This is a genomic window from Paraburkholderia sp. SARCC-3016 (assembly GCF_031119615.1).
Lineage (GTDB): Bacteria > Pseudomonadota > Gammaproteobacteria > Burkholderiales > Burkholderiaceae > Paraburkholderia.
This window is the reverse complement of sequence record NZ_JAVHZD010000049.1, coordinates 1-18,897: the sequence shown is the minus strand read 5'-3', so window position 1 is coordinate 18,897 and position 18,897 is coordinate 1. Positions and strand designations below refer to the sequence as shown.

The window sequence follows — 18,897 nt, the reverse complement described above, 5'->3', positions numbered from 1 at the left end:
GACCGAGAAGGCTCTACCCGGCTATAGGATATACACGACCGCTTCGCTCGAGGTCAGGCCTTTGACCAAGCGTTTTCCGATCTGGCGGCGCCGCTGCAGCGTCGGTTCGGCTCTCAACAAAAGACATTTGCAAGTATACGAACGAGGGCTCATATTTTGCTGGATTGGTTGTCCTCGCCACCTGATCGCAGCCAATCGACGAAAATCCTCATATGCACAGGCTTATCGGCATCGAGCGGTACCAATGCAAAGTAAGTCGCTCCCTTCGAAGTCAGATCGGGAAACGGTTTCTGTAAACGCCCCGCATTGCAGTCCGCATCGAGCGTTGGAAATGGTCCGATACCAAAACCGAGGCCGTCGACCACGGCCTGCAAGGTCACAAAAAAGTGATCGAATCTCAGGGTTCGACTGGCCCGAAGCGTGGGTTGACCGACGGCTTGGGTCCATCTCTCCCAATCGCTCGGACGCGATTCCGTAGTGAGCCATGTTTCTGCGGCAAGTTGTTCCACTGACGAGATCGCGGTTTGCTCGATCAGCGCCGGGCTCGCGATCACCGTGTTGCGTTCCTCAAATAATGGCCACGCCTGATATTGCCCGTCTACGGGCACTTCGCGACGAATCGCCAGATCGAAACTGCCGCGCAGTGCGGAATCGGTCGTCAGCGTCGTGGAGACGCGCACATCTACATCGGGGCAGATCGCCGTGAACAAGGGCAGACGAGGAATCAGCCAGCGCATTGCGACCGTCGCCGCCGCGCTGACCCGAATCACTTTACGGTGCTGGCTCCTGCCATAGCGTTCTGCTGCGTCCGCAATGTGGTCGAAAGCCGCGCTCACTTCTCGAGCAAAGGCTCGTGCGTGCCCAGACGCGACCATGCTTTGCCCATCGCGCACGAACAGAGGCTGGCCGAGCCAGTCTTCAAGGATGGTGATATGACGGCTCACGGCGCCGTGCGTGAGGTTGAGCTCACGCGCGGCTGCTGAGTAACTGCCCGCGCGCGCGGCGACTTCGAACACGCGCAGGGCGTTGAGTGGGGGTAGCTTCGATCGCATGTGTGAGTTTAGTTAACGCAATCCGGCTAATTTTGTCGATTGTGTGAGTAGATTGATCATCATACGCTGACGTCATTCCACTCAGAAAAGGTGTCCCCATGACGCAGCCGATCACCGTCAACTCCCGAACTTATCAATTGCCCTCTGCGCCGACGATCGTGGTGTGTGTCGACGGCTGCGAGCAGGAATACATCAATCAGGCGATCCTGGCCGGCAAAGCGCCGTTTCTGGCCAGCTTGAGTTCGTTCGGCACTGTGCTGGCCGGGGACTGCGTCGTGCCGTCGTTCACCAACCCGAACAATCTGTCGATCGTCACGGGCGCGCCGCCGTCGGTACATGGCATTTGCGGCAATTTCTTCTTCGACGAAGATACGCAGATGGAAGTCCTGATGAACGACGCCAAATACCTGCGCGCGCCCACCATTCTTGCGGAGATGGCTTGCGCGGGTCAGCGCGTCGCCGTCGTTACCGCGAAGGACAAGCTGCGCAGTTTGCTCGGACACCGGCTGGAAGGGATCTGTTTTTCGGCTGAAAAGGCCGACCAGGTGAACCTCGATGAACACGGCATCGAGAACATCGTAGCGAGAGTCGGCATGCCTGTGCCGTCCGTGTACAGCGCGGAGCTTTCGAAGTTCGTGTTTGCCGCTGGGCTTTCCATCTTGCGCGAAGAGCGCCCTGATCTGATGTATCTCTCTACAACGGATTACGTCCAGCATAAGCACGCGCCCGGCACGCCAGAAGCCAACGGCTTCTACGCGATGATGGACGATTACCTGGCGAGCTATCACGCAGAGGGCGCGGTGTTGGCCATCACGGCTGACCATGGCATGAATGCGAAGACCGATGCAATCGGCCGGCCAAATATCGTGTTTCTGCAAGATAGGCTCGATGCGCGATACGGCGCGTATACGACGCGTGTGCTCCTGCCAATCACTGATCCGTATGTCGTGCATCACGGGGCGCTCGGCTCCTACGCTACGGTGTACCTGCGCGGTCAAGACGAACAGAAACAGCGCGACGTCGCAGCGTACCTTGCGGCTATCGATGGCGTCGAGGCGGTATTGACCCGTGCACAGGCTAGCGAGCGATTCGAGTTGCCGTCCGACAGAATCGGTGAACTCGTGGTGCTCGGCGAAAGGCTCACGGTGCTCGGCAGCGCAGCCGACAAACATGACCTGTCCGGGCTCACCGTGCCGCTGCGCTCCCACGGCGGTATGTCCGAACAGAAAGTGCCGCTCATTTTCAATCGCAAGCTCGGTGGCAAAGACGGCACGCGGCGCTTGCGCAATTTCGATGTCATCGATCTCGCGCTCAATCACCTCGTCTGATAACGAAAAACGGTTAGCGCGGCAAAGACCGTGCGCCCCATGGAGACAGTAATGCCCACAGATACGCCTGATGCGTTGCAATACACGTCCATCAAAAGAAGCACGACGTTCGCGCAATATAAGTGGCGTGCGTTGATCGGCGTGACCTTTTGCTACCTGTTCTACTACACCGGCCGGCAGACGCTGGGTTTTGCCGTTGCCGGTATTCAGCACGACTACGGTCTATCGAAGTACGAGATTGGCTGGATCAGCGCGACCATGCTCTGGTGCTATGCCGGCGGCCAGTTCATCAACGGTAATCTGGGCGACAAACTGGGTGGCAAGACGATGATGATCGCCGGGACTGTCCTGTCACTTGCGGCGAACTGGCTATTTAGTTTCGGTCATACGTTCCTGTTCTTTCTGCTGGCGTGGGGGCTCAACGGTTATTTCCAGTCGATGGGTTTCGCGCCTGGCAGCCGCCTGCTATCCAACTGGTGGGGTCACAAACATCGCGGTTTTGTCTATGGCGTTTACGTGGGCTTCTCCGGTTTCTCTTCGGTGCTCGCCTACGTTTTTCCGGTCATCATTCTGGGGACGATGCAGCTCGGCTGGGTCTGGATCTTCCGTCTCGCGCCGCTTTCCATGCTGCTGGGCGCACTGGTGTTGTTGCTGTTTGTTTCTGAACGACCGGAGGCTCTGCATCTGCCCGCTGCTGAAAAATCGGAAGAGGCGGCCTCTCCAGCGGAGTCGGACGATGAGCTGACGAGCGCGCAGCGATACGCGCTCGTGATGAAGAACTGGAGGCTCTACGTCACGGGTCTCGCAATCGGTTTCCAGAACGCCGCACGATACGCGTTGGTGGTCTGGGTGCCGGTCCATTTTCTCGGCATGGACTGGAAGACTTCATCGGCGCTAATCGACCCGAAGTGGATCACGGTCGCGTTACCGGTAGGCATGGCGCTCGGCTCGCTGTCGAATAGCTGGATATCCGATGTATTGTTTCAAGGGCGCCGCTATATGGCGATCGTCTGGTACATGGTGCTGGCCTGCGCGACGGCGATCTTCATGATGTTCGTGCCGCACGGTAGTATGTTTGCGATCGTGCTTCTGTTTTCGTGCGGCTTTTTTGTCTTCGGGCCGGCGTCCTCTTTCTGGGCCTTGTGTCCTGATATTTTCGGGCGCCGCGCTGCCGGGACAGCAACAGGTGTGCTCAACACCATGTCGTATATGTTCGCTGGCATCGGCGAACCGGTTATCGGCCACATCATCGATGCCACCGGCCATACGTCGATCATCTTTCCGATTGTCGCGGGACTTTGCGCAGCAAGCGCAGTACTTTCGATGCTGATCAAGCGCTGAGGAATCGCGTCGCGCTATCGTGCGAATGCATAGGACTGCGACTGGGCATAAACGGTCACTCGACGTCAGTATCTGAATCGGTGACAATCCGGCCGGGTGCTTACGCTATGCAGGAGCTCAATCGCTTCGTGCAGCAGTACGCGCGCAAGGCCCTGGCCTCAGAGCCAAACGACCGTTAGTACGACCGCAAGTTCGAAAGGAAGATGAAGCGACTTTCCCCGTCCGAACTATCCGATCTTCTTTCTCAAGACGAGCAAGAGCCGGCTGAGTCGAGCCGTGATAAGGGGGTGAAAGCGGCCAGATTCGGTCATTCGAGGTCGATATGAGATTGCCCAATTCGCTCGATCTGTAGTACGGCCGGTGTCATTTCCATTGGAACGATGCCGCTCGCACGAACTGGGCACCTGCCTCCTCGGGCAGCCATGAAAACTCACACTTGAGCCGGCTATCGCAAGCATCGCAGCACCTCGAAATATCAGCTTGCTGCCAGTTGTCAGAACGACATGCCTCGGCCCAGATCTGCATGAAAATTGCACGGTCGTCGGAATCATCAGAGAGTTGATTCAATACAACCGAATCGAACGACCATGGCTTTCCCCATTCCTGAAACGCAATCGCCGCCCTGACGAGGTCAGATTTAGCCATGGTGTGTCTGTTCGAACTATGGAGGACCGACAATATCAGACGGGATGTCTGCTTTCGGGCGATCTGAAGGACCGCTGTGGGTCGGTTTCGGGCGACCTCGTCGGGCAGTGACCGGCCAATGCGCGTCGTTCGACGCTGCGCGAGTCTGGTTCCGCCCGCATCCCTAAGCGGTCACTCACGGATCGACGCCGGCCAAATCGAAGCAGATGCCCTCCACGATTTCCGAAGGCGAATCACCGCGAGCGGATATGACAGATTCACCCACTCCGCACCGGGAACGCGTCGCTGACCCGACAGGCGTCGCTTAACGTGGCTATGCGACAGACCATCTGCGGATAGCGAAGGGATTGAGCGGGCGAGTGCAGCATGGCGAATTGGCCCGCTCGCCGTCCCGACTCTGCTACAAGCATTCCTGCATTCCTGCGCTTGCTCAGGTAACGGGCACGGACTCTCCTTCGGCGAAGAACCACGCCGCCATCGTGCGAGCCAGTTCGAGCACGACCTCCGCGTCGGTCCGGCCGGATGACGCGCGCACGTGGAACGAATGATCTGCGTCATCCACCACATGCAGCGTGGCGCGCGGCCCCAGCGTCTCGACGACCGACCTCAGCAGGTGAAGCTCCGCCAGCTTGTCGCGCGTGCCCTGCAGAAAGAGAATGGGCACCGTGACGTCCGCCAGGTGCCGTGCCCGCTCGACGCCGGGCGCGCCCGCCGGGTGCAACGGGAACGCGACGAAAGCGAGGCCACGCACGCCCTCGAGTGGGGAGATGGCTTGGGCCTGGGACGTCATGCGGCCGCCGTACGACCTGCCGCCGGCGAAGAGCGGCAGGGCTGGCAGCCGCCGCCGGGCCTCTGCGACGGCTGCCAGCACGGCAGCATGTGCCACGGCCGGCGAGTCCACACGCCTGGAGCCCCGCTCCATGTACGGAAACTGGTAGCGCAATGTGGCGACATTGACCGCCGCAAGCGCGTCGGCCAATGACGACATGCCGGCGTGCTGCATGCCCGCGCCGGCACCGTGCGCGAAGACATACAGGGCTCGCGCGCCCTCCGGCACCCGGAGGAGCGCAGAGACCTTAGTGCCGTCGGGCAGTGCCATGGAAAGCGATTCAGGGGCGTCCATCGTATTCAGGTCGTGTCGTTGCGGCCTTAGCGCATTGTCAGCCAGATGTTACGACGCTGCAATCAGCGTCAAAGGAAGTTCTCGAAGGGCAGTTCATTTATCTGGCTCTCTGGAAGAGTATGTCCGCCGCAGAAAGTTCTGGATTCGGCCAGAAACGGCCTCCGCACCGTCTCGATCATGAGGCGCTCGCTCAGCGGCTCAATCGCTCGCGCAGCGTGTGCCTTATCGAGCATTTGCATCGTGACGGCGCTCTATAGATCTGGCTTCCGTTGTTGCAGCCTGGAAGCGGCGATGTCGATGGCGCAGCGAATGCGCGGGTAGGTGCCGCATCGGCAAATATTGCCTCGCATAGCGGCATTTACATCGGCCGCCGCTGGATGACGGTTGAACCTAAGCAATGCCCATGCGGACATTAGTTGTCCGCTCTGGCAATAGCCGCATTGAACGACATCGACCTCGGTCCATGCCGCACGCAGCGCGTCCGCTTCGACGCCATGCAATCCTTCGATGGTTGTGATGCGCTGACCGCTACCAATTTCGGAAAGCGGCAGGACGCAGGAGCGTACGGCCTTATCGTCCAGATGAATGGTGCATGCGCCGCACAGTCCCCGGCCACAGCCAAATTTCGTGCCGGTGAGTTTCAATTCGCCGCGCAAGACCCAAAGTAGCGGCGTATCCGCCTCGGTATCGACCGGCACGTCGGCACCGTTGATGTTCAGTATGATCGTCATGGGCAGTGATTTCGTGGGGTATCAAGCGAGGCGCAGCGGCAGATTGCGGAGCCGCTGACCAGTCAGGGCGAATAATGCGTTGGCCACAGCGGGAGCGACAGGTGGCGTGCCCGGTTCGCCGACGCCACCCGGCGCAAGCGTGCTGGGCACGATGTCGACGTCGATTTGCGGGCAGTCGTCCATGCGCACCGGCGCGTAACCATCGAAATTGCGCTGTTGTACTGTGCCGTTTTCGACAGTGATCTCGCCGTATAGCGCAGCCGAGAGTCCGAACACAATTGCCCCCTCCATTTGCTGGCGTATCAGATTGGGATTCACCGGCATCCCGCAGTCGACCACGCACACGATACGATGCACGCGAATCTGCTGATTCGATGTGACCGATACCTCGGCCACCTGCGCGACGATCGTGCCGAAGCTACGGTGTATTGCAACGCCACGCGCGCGCGGTGCGCCATCGGACGCTGCTGCAAGCGGAGCGTTCCATTGCGAAAGTTCGGCGACTCGTCGCAGCACATGCAGATGTCGCTCGTCGTCACGCAACAGATCGGCTCGGAAGGCAATCGGGTCGCGCCGCGCCGCGGCAGCACATTCGTCGACGAAGCTCTCGGTGAAGAAGCCGTTTTGCGAGTGGTTGACAGAGCGCCAGATGCCGAGCGGAATTCCCGGCTCGACGGTCTGGTGCGCAACGCGCGCGTTCGGAAATGCGTAAGCAGTGTCAAACGCACCTTCGGTCGACGCATCGAGAAATGACGGCGCTCCCATGCTCGATCCCGCCGATGTGACGTGCCATGCGATAAGCCGCCCTGTGGAATCGAAGCCCGCCGTGCAACGCGACAGATACGCGGGCCGATAGTAGTCGTGCGTCATGTCCTGCTCACGCGTCCAGAGCAACTGGACCGGCGCGCCGTCAGTCAGACGCGCGAGCCAGGCGGCCTGTACTATCACATCGGAGATGTGGCGGCGGCCGAATCCCCCGCCGATGAACGGCACGCGAAGGTCGACACGGTCGGTGTCGATTCCGAGAGCCTTGGCGGCGGCCCGACGCGCGAATCCCTGTGTCTGCGTTCCGGCCCACACCGTCGCGCGGCCATCCTTGAACTGGACCGTGCAGTTCATCGGCTCCATCGCGGCATGCGCGAGCAGCGGCACGAAATATTCGGCGCGAATGGTTTGTGTAGCCGATGCCAGCGCGTTCTTCACGTCGCCGGCTTCGAAATGGGTTTTACCATCGCCGTTGTCGAGCGCGTGAGTCAGCGCGACGTCGATCGCACGGCTGGACTGCGCGTGCGCCGCGCCATGATCCCATTCGACTGAGATGTGGTCGAGCGCCTGTATCGCGTGATAGGGCGTATCTGCAATAACAGCAACGCCCCCGGACGTGGCTCCGGTGCTGCCGAGACCACCGGGTACCGGTTCGAGCGCGACGATATGCCTGACGCCGCGCAGCGCCTTTGCCGCGCTCCCGTCGAAGCGCGCCACACGTCCGCCGAGCGTCGGGCACATGAGGATGCTTGCATAGAGGAGGCCTGACGGCACAGAGTCGATGCCGAATCGCGCCGAGCCGTCGAGCTTGGCCGCATTGTCGAGTCGCCGCGCCGGCTGACCGATCAGACGGAAATCGGTGACGCTTTTCAGCTTGACGTTGTGGGGCACCGGCATATGCGCTGCAGAGGCCGCAAGTTCGCCAAACGACGCATGCCTGCCGGATGGATGCCGTACTACGCCAAGCGCGACCGTACAGCTGTCTGCTGGCACCTGCCAGCGGGATGCGGCAGCGGCCACCAGCATCGCGCGTGCGGCCGCGCCAGCTTCGCGCATCGGCAGCCACTGGTCCGCGATGCTTGATGAGCCGCCAGTGCACTGCAGACCGGGGATTTCGCGCAAGATCCGCCGTGCGAGGTGGCCGGAAACGCGTTTGACGATGCCGTGATCATCGGGTCTGAAAGGCAGTTCGTCGACGATGGCGGCCTGGTTGTTGTAGATGCGGTCGTATGTGGACGGCTCGAGCTTCACGCGCGCCCAGTCAGCATCCATCTCGTCGGCGAGCAGCATGGCGAGTCCGGTTTGCGCGCCCTGGCCCATTTCAACCTGCGCCATCACGACGGTGATCGTGCCGTCGTCCGAAATCTTGACCCAGCCATTCAGAGCATATTGCCCAGCCGCGGTAGGGAGTGGACTGTCCGGATTAAGCCGTTGCCGAGCCGGTAACGCAGCCCAACCAATGACCAGTGCACCGGCGGCAACCGCCGCCCCAAAGACGAAATGGCGGCGTTTCAGTTTAGACATGGGACGCGTCCCCGGTTACGCTTGTCACAGCGGCGCTGCACGCCCGTCCTGATCGCGTCGCTAAAGTTGCCGCATGGTAGTCAGTGACTCGCCGAAGCCTGACTATAGCCAATGTACGCAACGGGGCTAGATTGTCTTTGCGCAGTGTGTTGAGCAAAGAGAGGATCTGCGAAGCGTTGGAGCCGAAGATCAACCTGAACATCCTGGCATCGCCTTTGCCGAGGCCGAATAGCTCGTGCGGATCTGGCGAGACCCGAGCGCTGTCGATATTTGCCATTGATGTAACTCTGCTGTTTGCGCATCACCCGTTTCATCAACAAGATAAGCGCGCCCCTGCCGCTCCCGATGAGTGACCGTGGGCTCATGAACAGCAAAACACGCCGATCACGCTACGTATTCCAGTTCGACTTTGCGACGCTGGTCATCGTGCAGCAGGGATGGGGGGAATGGCGTCGGGCATGCGTTGCTGCTGGAGGCTGAAAGGTTTTGCAAAGAATCGGATTGCTCGAAGATGATGCTCCTTAGCTCGACGCATCGCATTCATGCGCACCATTTCTTTGAGCGGGCCGGATTCCGTGCTGACAGAAAGCGCGGCTTTGGCAAATATCGCAGCCAGTTTTTCTGGCTATTTGAAGTCTATCGTCGCTGGCCGGCCACTACCGGTCATTCGACGCCGGTGGCCAGATTCTCGACGATGCGGTTGGGACGGACGTCGCAACGACGACGGCAGTGCAAAAGCAGCCCTCGGCCGGATTGTCGAATTTTCTGAAAGGGCGCCACGACTTTGCTCGTGCTCGCGCATTGCAGGCAATAAGCTCGTTTCGCAAGGGTCAGAAATTGAATCTGCTGTTCCTGCAGAGTCCGGTTAGCGCATGGGCGGTTTCGACGACGACGCCAGCTTTGACGCACGGCTTCCGCACTGGTGCGAAAAACCTCACTAATTGAAGCGGGTGATCGCCCAAAGCGCTCGAACCCCAAAGTGAAGCGAGCGTTCCTGCGACGGCCAAAACATGGTGCAGTTCAGCCATGAACTCGTGGGTCGAGACTGCGGCTCGCTAGACTCCGGGCTCGTATCGGAGCTCGAGCACAAGCCAGTCTACAAATGAACGACACGACTTCTGAGCGATCCGCTGGACATCGCCGTCCGCATCAGAAACACGCGTTCGGACGACGAAAACGGATCGACGAGGAGCTGCATATTGCAGTTCTGGTCTTTCCAGGATTCTCGTCGCTGGACGTCGCCATCATCGATCAGATATTTCATTACGCGAACCGACTCAACGGCATGAACGAGTGCCGTTATCTGGTCCGGGTGCTGTCCGTAAGCGGCGGCCTCGTCAGGGGAACGGCGATGATGAAAGTGTGGAGCGAGGTCATCGGATCATCGCCGGTAGACATCGCATTCGTCGCGGGGGGAGACGGCGTAAGCGCCGCAACGTGCGACGCGCGCCTGCTCGGCTCGATCCGGGAAGCGCATCGCAAAGGTTCGCTCGTCATCGGCGTTGCCGACGGGCGCTCGCTCATCGAGGCGGCGGGTGTACCGCCTGCGGACGTAACAGGCGGGCTCAGATCGCTATTCCGGCCGGGCCATCGCGCAAGCGGGCATACGGATGTCGCCGCGCAACTGCATGACATCTACGATCCTGGTGGCGCGCTGTTCAGTGCGTTATCGATCGTGAGTCGCGACCTTGGAATGCCAAGAGCCCAGGAAGTGGGTGAACGAGTCATACCCGATTCGAGTCGCCGGCTGTTCGCGTTTCCCGGTGAGCCAAGCGAAGACATGCGGCGCGACAAGATGCGTGAAGCGGCAGAGTGGATCGAACAGAACTGCAGCAGACCGATTACGGTCGCAGACATTTCCCAATTCGCGCTGGTGAGCAAGCGGACCCTGCTGCGGCACTTCACGCAGGTAATGGGCATGACTCCGTCCGACTATCTACTCAAGGCCCGTTTCGAGCTCGCGTGCCGGTTGCTGATCTCCACTGCACTGCCGATCGACAAGGTGGCGAGGCGTTGCGGCTTCAGCAGCGGCATGGCGCTGGCGAAACTGTTCCGGCGGCGCCTGGGCGTGTCCGCAAGCGAATATCGTGCGGCTGCACGCTCGCAACAGGACAGCGCCGCGCGCGAGTAGCCGTAGGGTTCCTGAGATACATCGGATAGCGAAATACATTTCGTTCGGGGATCGTGCCGCCAACATATGGTTTTTTTCGGTCATGTCGATTTTGACAAGAAGGGTGCTTAGTATGATTCGAGCCGGTCAATTCGCATGACGCAACAGTCACGAGGAGTATCGAAGTGAGTCGGCTCAGCGCGGATCCGGCCGCCGCGGTCCACGGCGTGGTCATCCAGCCCATCAGAAGAAGGCGCGTGTGCGCTTTTACTTGCAATCACATCAACGCGCGGATGGCGCGACGCTCGAGCGGCGCGCACGTGCGGACTTAGGAGCGCGCCATGCAGGCCGATATTCTCCAGCGCGGCGTAACGGTACGCAACGACCTGAATGGCGTCGTCGCGAGACTTGCCGATGTCGCGACAATTGCAGGGATCGCCGAGCTGACGGCACAGTCGCGCTTCGGCAGCCTTCTCACGCAAGGGACGCTCGATGCACTGTTTGTGGCGTTTTCGATTGCGTGCGCGCTAGCGTTGATGCCGGCGTTCGGCGTGTATCAATCATGGCGCGGGCGCCCAACGATACAGCTTGTAAAGCGTGTTCTGCTCGCATGGACATGCGTGCAGGCTTGCTGCGTCCTGCTGATCTTCTCGCTTCACTATGCAAGCGATGTGTCGCGCCAGTGGTTCGGGTGCTGGACCGTGGCCGGCGCCGCCGCGCTCGTCGGCACACGTATGGTCGCGTATACGATATTGAGCCGGCTGCGTCATGCGGGCCTCAACCAGCGCCTTGTGGCGCTGGTCGGTGAAAGCGCGCATTGCCAGGATGTGCTGCGCAGGATCGATGCCTTGCCGGGCAGTGGCTTTCGATCTGCGGCGGTGTTCGACTCGCGAGGACACGCGCATGGTATGCCACCGAGGTTGCGCGTTTTCGCCGAGTTCGACGCGTTCGTCGACTATGTACGGGAGGCCGGCATCCAGGAATTGTGGCTCGCGCTGCCGCTCTCCGAGCAGGCAACGATCCTGCGCTTTCTCGACACCTTCCGCGACGAGCTGATCAATATCCGTCTCGTCCCGGATGTGCGCGGCTTGACGTTGTTCGAGGGCGGACTCGTCGAACTAGCCGGCTCGCCGGCAATCAACCTCGCTGCTTCGCCGCTCTCGCCAGCCGCACTCGCTCAGAAAGCACTATTCGATCGCGTGTTCGCATGCGGTGTGCTGCTTGCACTCGCGCCGCTTTTTGCAGTGATCGCGGTGGCCGTCAAGTGTTCGTCCCCGGGCCCCGTGTTCTTCCGGCAAAACCGCAAGGGCGCGGACGGCCGCGTATTTCGCATCTACAAATTCCGCTCGATGCGGCTTCATCAACAGACGCATGGTGTCGTGCAGCAGGCGACGCGCTCCGATCCGCGCATTACGCGGGTCGGAGCATTCCTGCGCCGTACCAGTCTCGACGAGTTGCCGCAGTTCATCAATGTGCTGCGCGGCGAGATGTCCGTGGTAGGTCCGCGGCCACACGCGATCGAACACGACGAACTTTACGGCAAGCTGATCGACCGCTATATCCACCGCTACCGGATCAAGCCGGGTATCACAGGTTGGGCACAGGTGAACGGGTATCGCGGCGAAACCGACCGGATCGAAAAGATGCAACGCCGCGTCGAATACGACCTCTACTACCTGTGCAACTGGTCGCTGGTGCTGGATATGAGAATTGTGGCAGCAACCGTAGTCAAAGGCTTCATTCACCGTAACGCGTATTGACTGGCGACGCCGGGCAATGCAGCGCCTGATGCCCCGAAGAGGGGCCGCAAGGCGCTGCGACGGTAGGCGGCCGGCAGCGTCGTGCGCTCCTCGGCCGAGCGACATTCAATGCAGGATGCTCGCGAAGATCGAGGCCGGCCCCGTATGCAGCCGGCAAACCAGTTCCACCGATGTCGCGAGCGCATCGATCTGGGATGGCGTCAATTCGCCGACCAACCTCGTCATCTCGTCCGGGAAGCCGAATATGCGCGCGCCGTTGCGGCGGTCTTCGAGAATCAGCCGCTGCGCAAGGCGGAGATAAGTGCGATTCCAGTCGCTGATTTCATCCAGCAGGTCTTCGTCGTTCGACATGGAGGCAGCGTGTGAAAAGGTGGGCATTTGCAGCATCGGCAACAGCACAAAAGCGCGGTCGTACAGATATAGGCATCCTTAATAGTTTAAGGATTCAGATTGCATGCGGGCGCCAAAAGCATGTCGGATTCGGTCAATGTCGAAGCGGACAAAATGATCTGGACCCAAACCGTCAAGACCTGGCGTCAATCCGCCACCGTGTCGATGGCAAGCTTCGCCTTTCGTAACATTGTTGTTGCAAGGCGGACACAATGTCTTGTTGCGATGCGCTTTATCGCGCGGCGCGGCGCATACGTGGTTGATTGAGGAGACGCGGCAAGAGCGCGGATGCAGCCTACCCGGCACGACAAATTGAAAACTATAGGCATTACCGTATTCGACGGCTTTTCACTGCCTGGAATTGCGCGGATCGTGGAATCGTTCGAGCGTGCGAACGACCTGAGCGAGTGCGGCCGGCACACTCCGGACCGCTACAGGGTCCGCTTGCTGTCGAGCCTCGGAGGACGTATCGCCAGTTCATCCGCGGTGCTCGTCTGGACCGAAAGCATCGAGACCGGGCGCCAGCTCGATGATTTGCATGCGCTTTTCATCGCCGGCGGCCCGGGCGTCAGTCATGCGTTGCGCGACGACGTTTTGCTCGCGTGGTTGCGTCGCGCGTGCGCGCTAACTGGCTATGTGTTTCCGGTCGACGAGGGGCACCTGCTTCTCGATGCAGCCGGATTCGCGCCTTATACCGGCTCGACGCCCAGAATGAGCACACTGCTCGCGCAGTTCGTTCCCAACCCGTTTGCCGAGATTATCCGCCGCAACGAGACGAACAACGTGAGCGAGAAGATCCAGTCGTCGGCACGCTGGCTCGAAGCGAACGGCCATCGGCAGGTGGGCGTCGACGAAGCGGCTCGCATGGCCCAGATGAGCGAGCGCAATTTCCTGCGGCGATTTAAGGCGGAACTCGGCGTGACGCCTTCGGATTATCTGCTTTACGTGAGGCTCGACATGTCATGCCGGATGCTTGCGGAGACAACTTTGCCGGTCGGCAGCATCGCGCGCCGCTGCGGCATCGGCAGCGGAGGGCGGCTCGCGAAGCTGTTCCGCAAGCACCTTGGCAAGACGCCGACCGCCTACCGGGCCAATCATCGGCGGCCCGGTGCCTAGCTGAGAGGCCGTGACGCTCGCCGGGAAGGCGCGCGGCCGGCGCTCAGCTGGAGGTCCTCGATGCTTCCCGGCCCATCCGGTAGTCGGTCGGCGTAGTGGAAAGATATTTCCTGAATAGCTTGGCCAACTGGCCGCCGCTGCCGATGCCGCAGCGGCGCGCGATCTTGTCCACCGGAAGACGCGATTCCACGAGCAATCTGCAGCTCATGTTCAGACGCGCGCGCAGCAGGTAATCGGAAGGCGTGATGCCCATTTCGCTCTTGAAGCGTCGCAGGAAGTTGCGCTCGCTCATCGCGGCGACCTGAGCGGCGTCGTCGATCGAGATCGGCTGGTCGACATTTGCTTCGAGCCAGCGCGCGGATTCCATGATCTTCTCGCTTATCTGCGGCACCGCTCTACCGGTGATCGGCGAGGCGAACGGCCTCTTGTGATCGGGTACGACCGATTCGGAAACAAGTTGGGCGAGCTCCGCACCGAGATCGTGCTTCACGATTCTCAACGCAGTATCGACTGCCCCTGGCGGTTCGCCAAACGGCCTTCGCGGATAGACGTCGCGCCATTCATGTGCGGCGTCGAATAGCGGCTGGTCGCGACTCGTGAAGCCCGCTGCCTCGAGGAGCTGCTGGCCTTCCTGAATCGAATGAACGATTTCGCTGGACGGATGCCTGCGGCGCAGCCAATCACGCAGCCGCTCGTCCCGGCATGCCTGCTGCGCGCCCGTGCCACCGGCGACGAACAGCATATGCACGTCATTGGTGTCCCGGTAACTCTCGACGCTCTCGGTCCAGACAAAGACGGAAGACGAACTGGCAATGCGGCCGCCGGCTGCCGACCATAGCGAAACGTCGTAACGCGAGCGCCCGATCGGTCTCGGCGACACGAGCGCGTTGGCTTTCTGGAAAACTTCGATGATTGCGGCGATCCCCGGCAACGCAAAGCCGTTAAAGAGGGCAATGTCGATGCGCGTGGTTCGATCTACGTTGAGCTTCGAGATGCTTTGCCGCAAAGCATGTGGCACGGTCCGATTCAACTCCATTTGTTTTCCCCGAGTGATCACGACTCCCAGAGCTCTTTGGTGCGCTCTGTGTTTAATTGTGTCGACGCATCCTATACAAACGGTTCTACCGCCGTTATTGCGTGGCCGATTAGGTCAAGACATTGGCTGCTCGAGACACAGTAGGAAATATGTACACCGAAATTCCATGCATTGTGAATTCGATTTATTTCGATATTCTGCAGGGAGTGATCGAGTCATAAAAATGTCGCGCCCTGAAGCAGATACAAGGTCATGAAATTATTTCGAACTCTACTGCGACGATATTGATTTAAGTTAAACTGAGTTGCGCAAACGATTGCGCACTAAAAAAAATAATCCCGCGTGCATAGAGTTCTTTTATTGACCTTCTCTATTGAGACAACGTGCATAAAGGCGGTATCGATCGGATGCCCGCATGCCGCAAGTCGGGTCGCCATATTGATCATTTGGACAATATGTTGCCGTTGTCCGCCAAACCGATGTACACGGGAGTCGCGATCAATAGAATGGCGCCTGGTCACTCGAAGCGGACAGCCGCGAGCGCGTCTTCTTCGGGATTCTTGCCCGCCGTGCCCCCCGCCGGCGGGCCTTTTTCATGCTCGCCTGTAGCTGCGGCAAAAAGGAAGCTTCGCGCAACGCTAAAGAAGATGGATAGCGCGAAGCTGCGGCAAAAAGGAAGCTTCGCGCAACGCTAAAGAAGATGGATAGCGCGCCGATAACGATTTCATGCACCAACAAGACATCCGGAGAATCGTCGAGGCAGCGAACGAAACCGCCGATGCTATCGTCGGCGCCCGCGAGTGGAGGACGGCCGACGATGCGGGCGATATGCGGGACGTGATCTTTTGGGAACTGCTCGCGAAACAGTTGCCGCAGTTGACGGTGGCGGAAATCGTGTCACAACTCGACCGCAGTCGCGCATGATGCGGCGTAGGTGCGGCGCAGGTGCGGTCAAGTCGTCGCACGAAACGCGTCGTCACGAAGCACGTTCACAGAGCACGGCCTGGTGTTCGGCTCGCATGGCGTTGTCCAGCATGCGGCCAATTCAGCGCAAAGCCAATTGGGATTCCGAACAGAAGCACCCAGCGAATCATGTAATAAACAAGCACGTTCGAGTCGAACAGGAAGTAAAGGAACGGCATCGGCCACAAGACGGCTGCAAGCGCGGTCCAACGCCTCGACGCATTGGCGACCGCGTTGACAATGACCAGCAGCGAGGCCGGAATCAGGAACGACAACACAAAACCTGCGAAACCGAAGTTCACCAGAAACTCTCCGGGCATTCCGAACAGCAGTGTCGTTTTTTCGAGCACGCCGCGCTCGACCGCTTTTACGATGTCGGTCTTTTCCTCGGCGAATGTGTCGGGCTTGTCTTGCCAGACAGCGGTGGGAATGATCGACGCAAGTGCGCCGACGAAACTTCGACCCATCGCAAGCCTATAGGCCGGCTTGCTGATCTCGTTGATCGCGACCGTTTGCACGTCGAAGCGCGACAGATCCCGGAACAGAAACGAACTCAGAGGCCCCATGCTCAGCTCCAGATCGCGTTGCTCCGCGAAACGTTCGGGCAATTTTCCAAGCTCGGAATAACCAAGGCCTAGCTTCAGTGGTATGAGCAGGATGCCCGCCAGCAGAACACCGAGCCCGAACAGGCGAGCCTTTGCGGCGCTGATTGGCTGAACGAAGCCATGATAGAGAAACAGCGCGAAGACGAGCACGAAAACGATGCCTTGGCGGCTGCCTGCAATACCGGCAGAAAGCCACCCCAGAATGCCGAGCTGCACGAAGGCGAGTAGTGTCAAAGGCCAGTTCCGGCGCCGGCGTACGGTCAGGCAGACGAACACCCACAGCGGAGACGTATTGGCAAATGCCTGGATGACACCGAGTCCGCGGAACGGGTCATATTCGGTGCCGTTGCTTTCGAGACGGGTGTCGTACAACTGGGCGATGCGTGAATATCCGCCGAGCTTCACATAGATAAATGCCAGTGCGCATAGCGACAGCGCTGCAAACAGGTAAGCAAGAATGCCTGCTTGCGCAGTGCGGTCGGTATTTACCGGACGTGCGACGAGCGCACGGCTCTTTGCGTCAAGCACGAGTTTGACTAGCGTGATGCCGAAAATGCAAAGCAGATACCAAACGATGACGGGTGCGCTGTCTTGTGGATACAGCTTCAGGTAAATCTCGTCACCGGCCAGCAATTGCCACAGCGGAAAGATGCCGAAAAAGAAAAAGAGAAAAAACCGGAACCAGCGAACCGTTTGATTGCGTGGCCTGATCGCCAGGATTGCGACGATCAGCATCGCGTTCAATACGATCGTCAATGCATGAGCGCGCTCGGTATAAAGGACGAAGAACGCGACTGCGCATAGCACGCCGGTGGCAAGCGTCGCTGTCAGCGGGTGAGCGCCCTGCTGCCGCGTGACAATGCGTTGGAGGGTGGTCATAGGCTCGGCCTGGAGCGGCTGCTAGAAGTGTTGATCGGCTGGCTGGGCGACGCGCCTCAGTCGTCGCAGCGCGGCCTTTGCATGCCGGTTGAGATTGACCTCCACAACCGAATAGCATGCATAGCCCACGATCAATGCAACCAGACAAAGGAAGGCGACTGACACGGCGGCATTACGCTGGATGCCGAAATGCCGGATGGCGAATCCCGCAGCAGCGAGGGCGAACGGATGCGAAAGATACAGCGAATAAGATGCATCGCCGAGGGCGCAGCACGCTCGCACGATTACGCTGCGCGAAATGGACCGGATCGCCGATTCGCCGCCGACGACGGCGCAGAAGATCAGCATGAACGGTATGCCGTAGATCAGCACGCGGTTCACGGGCAGATCGAACGCACTCAAGCCAACCAGGGCAAGCAGTCCCACCGTCAGAAGAAGCAGATTGCAGAGGGGGCGGCAAAAGGTGCTACGCAGATACAGGTAGGCGCCGATCCCCATGACGAACTCGAGCAGCAACGGATCGGTCAGAAACTGGGCCGTGAAATCGGCGGGTCGGGCGACCATGCCCAACACGACCAGCGCAAGCATGACGGCACTGACGAAGAACAGTCTGCCCCGAAGCGCAAAGCGCAGTGAAGCGGCGAACACGATGTAGAACCAGAATTCGTAGCTGAGCGTCCACCCGGTCTGGATCAGAAACTTGGCGCCGGTCGGAACGAGCACGAACGAACCGAACACGTCGGTCACTCCGCCACTACTGTTGACGAGCGCCGGATCGGCAACATAGGCCGCCAGCGCGACCAGTGTGAGTGTCCAGTAGAGAGGAACGATCCGCAGAAATCTTGCCGAAAGAAACTCGCGAGCCGTGGTCGGTCTGCCCGCGGTAACGTGGCACATGATGAACCCGGAGATGATGAAGAACAGGTCCACGCCTGATCCGCCGAACTCCCATATGCTGCCGTCGCCGGACAGTTGACCCTGTTTGTGAACCGCATGACAAACCACGACCAGCACGGCCGCGATCGCCCGCAATATCTGAACGGAAAGCAACATCTGTGAGCCCGAAGAGGTTCTTGTTGAGCGATTTTCGACGCGGCCTTAACGCACGGCGCAGCCGGATATTACGCATGCGAAGTCAAAACACGGTTTTGCGGCGCTTTTCGACCAGACGTTGTCGGCTCCGAACCAATCTGTTTGCAGCGGGCTGACCCGAAGGTCGGGATGGCCGTTGAATCGTCTTCCTGACTATTTTGAATCCGCCGCGAAAGGTCGCGTTACCAAAAATGCCAAAACGTGGTGCGCTTCGGCCAGGCCGCGGCGGCCTAACCATGCTTCAACTACTCTACGCGCCAGTCGTGCGGAAGCTGACGATAGCCCCGGTCATCGTGTACGGAACGGGACGACGAATTCACAGGATGCAATGGATTACTCATGCTCAACGTTACCAAAGCGGTCTTTCCGGTAGCAGGCCTCGGCACACGGTTTCTCCCGGCCACCAAGGCAAGCCCGAAGGAAATGCTGCCGATCGT

18 protein-coding genes and 1 pseudogene are annotated in these 18,897 nt (G+C 59.7%); 9 read left to right on the top strand and 10 right to left on the bottom strand.

Going from position 1 to position 18,897, the window contains the following annotated elements:
- Window positions 1-149 precede the first annotated feature (149 nt).
- Window positions 150-1,052, bottom strand: a complete 903-nt coding sequence (locus tag QYH69_RS32995) for a LysR substrate-binding domain-containing protein (RefSeq protein WP_308835870.1) — start codon at window positions 1,050-1,052, stop codon at window positions 150-152.
- Between the two features lie 98 nt (window positions 1,053-1,150).
- Here QYH69_RS32995 and phnA point away from each other — a divergent pair, with 98 nt between their 5' ends.
- Window positions 1,151-2,380 carry a phosphonoacetate hydrolase gene (gene phnA, locus QYH69_RS32990; protein WP_308835869.1) on the top strand — a complete coding sequence of 410 codons (1,230 nt, stop codon included), beginning with the start codon at window positions 1,151-1,153 and terminating at the stop codon, window positions 2,378-2,380.
- A gap of 51 nt (window positions 2,381-2,431) precedes the next feature.
- On the top strand, window positions 2,432-3,721 hold the full coding sequence (locus QYH69_RS32985) for an MFS transporter (protein ID WP_308835886.1): 1,290 nt from the start codon (window positions 2,432-2,434) through the stop codon (window positions 3,719-3,721).
- A gap of 363 nt (window positions 3,722-4,084) precedes the next feature.
- On the opposite strand, the gene QYH69_RS32980 is transcribed toward QYH69_RS32985, so the two are convergent.
- The 4 genes from QYH69_RS32980 to QYH69_RS32965 form a co-directional block, all read right to left on the bottom strand.
- Entirely contained in the window at window positions 4,085-4,366 is a 282-nt protein-coding gene (locus QYH69_RS32980) for a hypothetical protein (protein WP_308835868.1), read from the bottom strand.
- A 430-nt stretch (window positions 4,367-4,796) separates the two neighbouring features.
- The gene (locus QYH69_RS32975; protein WP_308835867.1) at window positions 4,797-5,489 is read right to left on the bottom strand and encodes an alpha/beta family hydrolase; all 693 of its coding nucleotides are present in this window, start codon (window positions 5,487-5,489) and stop codon (window positions 4,797-4,799) included.
- Window positions 5,490-5,740: 251 nt separating this feature from the next.
- Window positions 5,741-6,220, bottom strand: a complete 480-nt coding sequence (locus QYH69_RS32970; protein ID WP_308835866.1) for a 2Fe-2S iron-sulfur cluster-binding protein — start codon at window positions 6,218-6,220, stop codon at window positions 5,741-5,743.
- Window positions 6,221-6,241: 21 nt separating this feature from the next.
- On the bottom strand, window positions 6,242-8,509 hold the full coding sequence (locus tag QYH69_RS32965; protein ID WP_308835865.1) for a xanthine dehydrogenase family protein molybdopterin-binding subunit: 2,268 nt from the start codon (window positions 8,507-8,509) through the stop codon (window positions 6,242-6,244).
- Window positions 8,510-8,918: 409 nt separating this feature from the next.
- On the opposite strand from QYH69_RS32965, the gene QYH69_RS36190 reads away from it, so the two are divergent.
- Window positions 8,919-9,278 carry a GNAT family N-acetyltransferase gene (locus QYH69_RS36190; protein ID WP_374992550.1) on the top strand — a complete coding sequence of 120 codons (360 nt, stop codon included), beginning with the start codon at window positions 8,919-8,921 and terminating at the stop codon, window positions 9,276-9,278.
- A 327-nt stretch (window positions 9,279-9,605) separates the two neighbouring features.
- On the opposite strand, the gene QYH69_RS32960 is transcribed toward QYH69_RS36190, so the two are convergent.
- Window positions 9,606-9,773 (bottom strand): hypothetical protein, encoded by a 168-nt coding sequence (locus tag QYH69_RS32960; protein WP_308835864.1) that lies wholly within the window; start codon window positions 9,771-9,773, stop codon window positions 9,606-9,608.
- 21 nt (window positions 9,774-9,794) lie between these two features.
- Here QYH69_RS32960 and QYH69_RS32955 point away from each other — a divergent pair, with 21 nt between their 5' ends.
- Entirely contained in the window at window positions 9,795-10,640 is an 846-nt protein-coding gene (locus QYH69_RS32955) for a helix-turn-helix domain-containing protein (RefSeq protein ID WP_308835863.1), read from the top strand.
- 320 nt (window positions 10,641-10,960) lie between these two features.
- Window positions 10,961-12,379 (top strand): undecaprenyl-phosphate glucose phosphotransferase, encoded by a 1,419-nt coding sequence (locus tag QYH69_RS32950; protein ID WP_308835862.1) that lies wholly within the window; start codon window positions 10,961-10,963, stop codon window positions 12,377-12,379.
- 105 nt (window positions 12,380-12,484) lie between these two features.
- Here QYH69_RS32950 and QYH69_RS32945 read toward each other — a convergent pair whose 3' ends face one another.
- Complete coding sequence (locus tag QYH69_RS32945) at window positions 12,485-12,730, bottom strand: flagellar transcriptional regulator FlhD (protein WP_308835861.1); 246 nt, start codon at window positions 12,728-12,730, stop codon at window positions 12,485-12,487.
- Window positions 12,731-12,850: 120 nt separating this feature from the next.
- Here QYH69_RS32945 and QYH69_RS32940 point away from each other — a divergent pair, with 120 nt between their 5' ends.
- Together QYH69_RS32940 and QYH69_RS32935 are read left to right on the top strand one after the other, a co-directional pair.
- Window positions 12,851-13,036, top strand: coding sequence for a hypothetical protein (locus QYH69_RS32940; RefSeq protein ID WP_308835860.1), 186 nt, complete (start codon window positions 12,851-12,853; stop codon window positions 13,034-13,036).
- A 45-nt stretch (window positions 13,037-13,081) separates the two neighbouring features.
- Entirely contained in the window at window positions 13,082-13,885 is an 804-nt protein-coding gene (locus QYH69_RS32935; protein WP_308835859.1) for a helix-turn-helix domain-containing protein, read from the top strand.
- A gap of 43 nt (window positions 13,886-13,928) precedes the next feature.
- On the opposite strand, the gene QYH69_RS32930 is transcribed toward QYH69_RS32935, so the two are convergent.
- Window positions 13,929-14,921 (bottom strand): helix-turn-helix domain-containing protein, encoded by a 993-nt coding sequence (locus QYH69_RS32930; RefSeq protein WP_308835858.1) that lies wholly within the window; start codon window positions 14,919-14,921, stop codon window positions 13,929-13,931.
- Window positions 14,922-15,647: 726 nt separating this feature from the next.
- Between QYH69_RS32930 and QYH69_RS32925 the strand changes: the two genes are divergently transcribed.
- Window positions 15,648-15,845, top strand: a complete 198-nt coding sequence (locus QYH69_RS32925) for a hypothetical protein (RefSeq protein WP_308835857.1) — start codon at window positions 15,648-15,650, stop codon at window positions 15,843-15,845.
- A gap of 65 nt (window positions 15,846-15,910) precedes the next feature.
- On the opposite strand, the gene QYH69_RS32920 is transcribed toward QYH69_RS32925, so the two are convergent.
- Complete coding sequence (locus QYH69_RS32920) at window positions 15,911-17,245, bottom strand: hypothetical protein (RefSeq protein ID WP_308835856.1); 1,335 nt, start codon at window positions 17,243-17,245, stop codon at window positions 15,911-15,913.
- 144 nt (window positions 17,246-17,389) lie between these two features.
- Window positions 17,390-18,421: an acyltransferase gene (locus tag QYH69_RS32915; protein ID WP_308835855.1), complete on the bottom strand. Its 1,032-nt coding sequence runs from the start codon at window positions 18,419-18,421 to the stop codon at window positions 17,390-17,392.
- Window positions 18,422-18,799: 378 nt separating this feature from the next.
- Here QYH69_RS32915 and QYH69_RS32910 point away from each other — a divergent pair.
- A pseudogene (locus tag QYH69_RS32910) lies at window positions 18,800-18,897 on the top strand (UTP--glucose-1-phosphate uridylyltransferase); the annotation flags it as partial.

Excerpts from the sequence above, each read along its gene's own strand:
- QYH69_RS32940 (WP_308835860.1), top strand. The coding sequence starts at position 12,851 with ATGTCGGATTCGGTCAATGTCGAAGCGGACAAAATGATCTGGACCCAA.
- QYH69_RS32925 (WP_308835857.1), top strand. The coding sequence starts at position 15,648 with ATGCACCAACAAGACATCCGGAGAATCGTCGAGGCAGCGAACGAAACC.
- phnA (WP_308835869.1), top strand. The coding sequence starts at position 1,151 with ATGACGCAGCCGATCACCGTCAACTCCCGAACTTATCAATTGCCCTCT.
- QYH69_RS32975 (WP_308835867.1), bottom strand. The coding sequence starts at position 5,489 with ATGGACGCCCCTGAATCGCTTTCCATGGCACTGCCCGACGGCACTAAG.
- QYH69_RS32950 (WP_308835862.1), top strand. The coding sequence starts at position 10,961 with ATGCAGGCCGATATTCTCCAGCGCGGCGTAACGGTACGCAACGACCTG.
- QYH69_RS32955 (WP_308835863.1), top strand. The coding sequence starts at position 9,795 with ATGAACGAGTGCCGTTATCTGGTCCGGGTGCTGTCCGTAAGCGGCGGC.
- QYH69_RS32995 (WP_308835870.1), bottom strand. The coding sequence starts at position 1,052 with ATGCGATCGAAGCTACCCCCACTCAACGCCCTGCGCGTGTTCGAAGTC.
- QYH69_RS32965 (WP_308835865.1), bottom strand. The coding sequence starts at position 8,509 with ATGTCTAAACTGAAACGCCGCCATTTCGTCTTTGGGGCGGCGGTTGCC.
- QYH69_RS32930 (WP_308835858.1), bottom strand. The coding sequence starts at position 14,921 with ATGGAGTTGAATCGGACCGTGCCACATGCTTTGCGGCAAAGCATCTCG.
- QYH69_RS32915 (WP_308835855.1), bottom strand. The coding sequence starts at position 18,421 with ATGTTGCTTTCCGTTCAGATATTGCGGGCGATCGCGGCCGTGCTGGTC.
- QYH69_RS32980 (WP_308835868.1), bottom strand. The coding sequence starts at position 4,366 with ATGGCTAAATCTGACCTCGTCAGGGCGGCGATTGCGTTTCAGGAATGG.
- QYH69_RS32985 (WP_308835886.1), top strand. The coding sequence starts at position 2,432 with ATGCCCACAGATACGCCTGATGCGTTGCAATACACGTCCATCAAAAGA.
- QYH69_RS32970 (WP_308835866.1), bottom strand. The coding sequence starts at position 6,220 with ATGACGATCATACTGAACATCAACGGTGCCGACGTGCCGGTCGATACC.
- QYH69_RS32945 (WP_308835861.1), bottom strand. The coding sequence starts at position 12,730 with ATGTCGAACGACGAAGACCTGCTGGATGAAATCAGCGACTGGAATCGC.
- QYH69_RS32960 (WP_308835864.1), bottom strand. The coding sequence starts at position 9,773 with ATGAAATATCTGATCGATGATGGCGACGTCCAGCGACGAGAATCCTGG.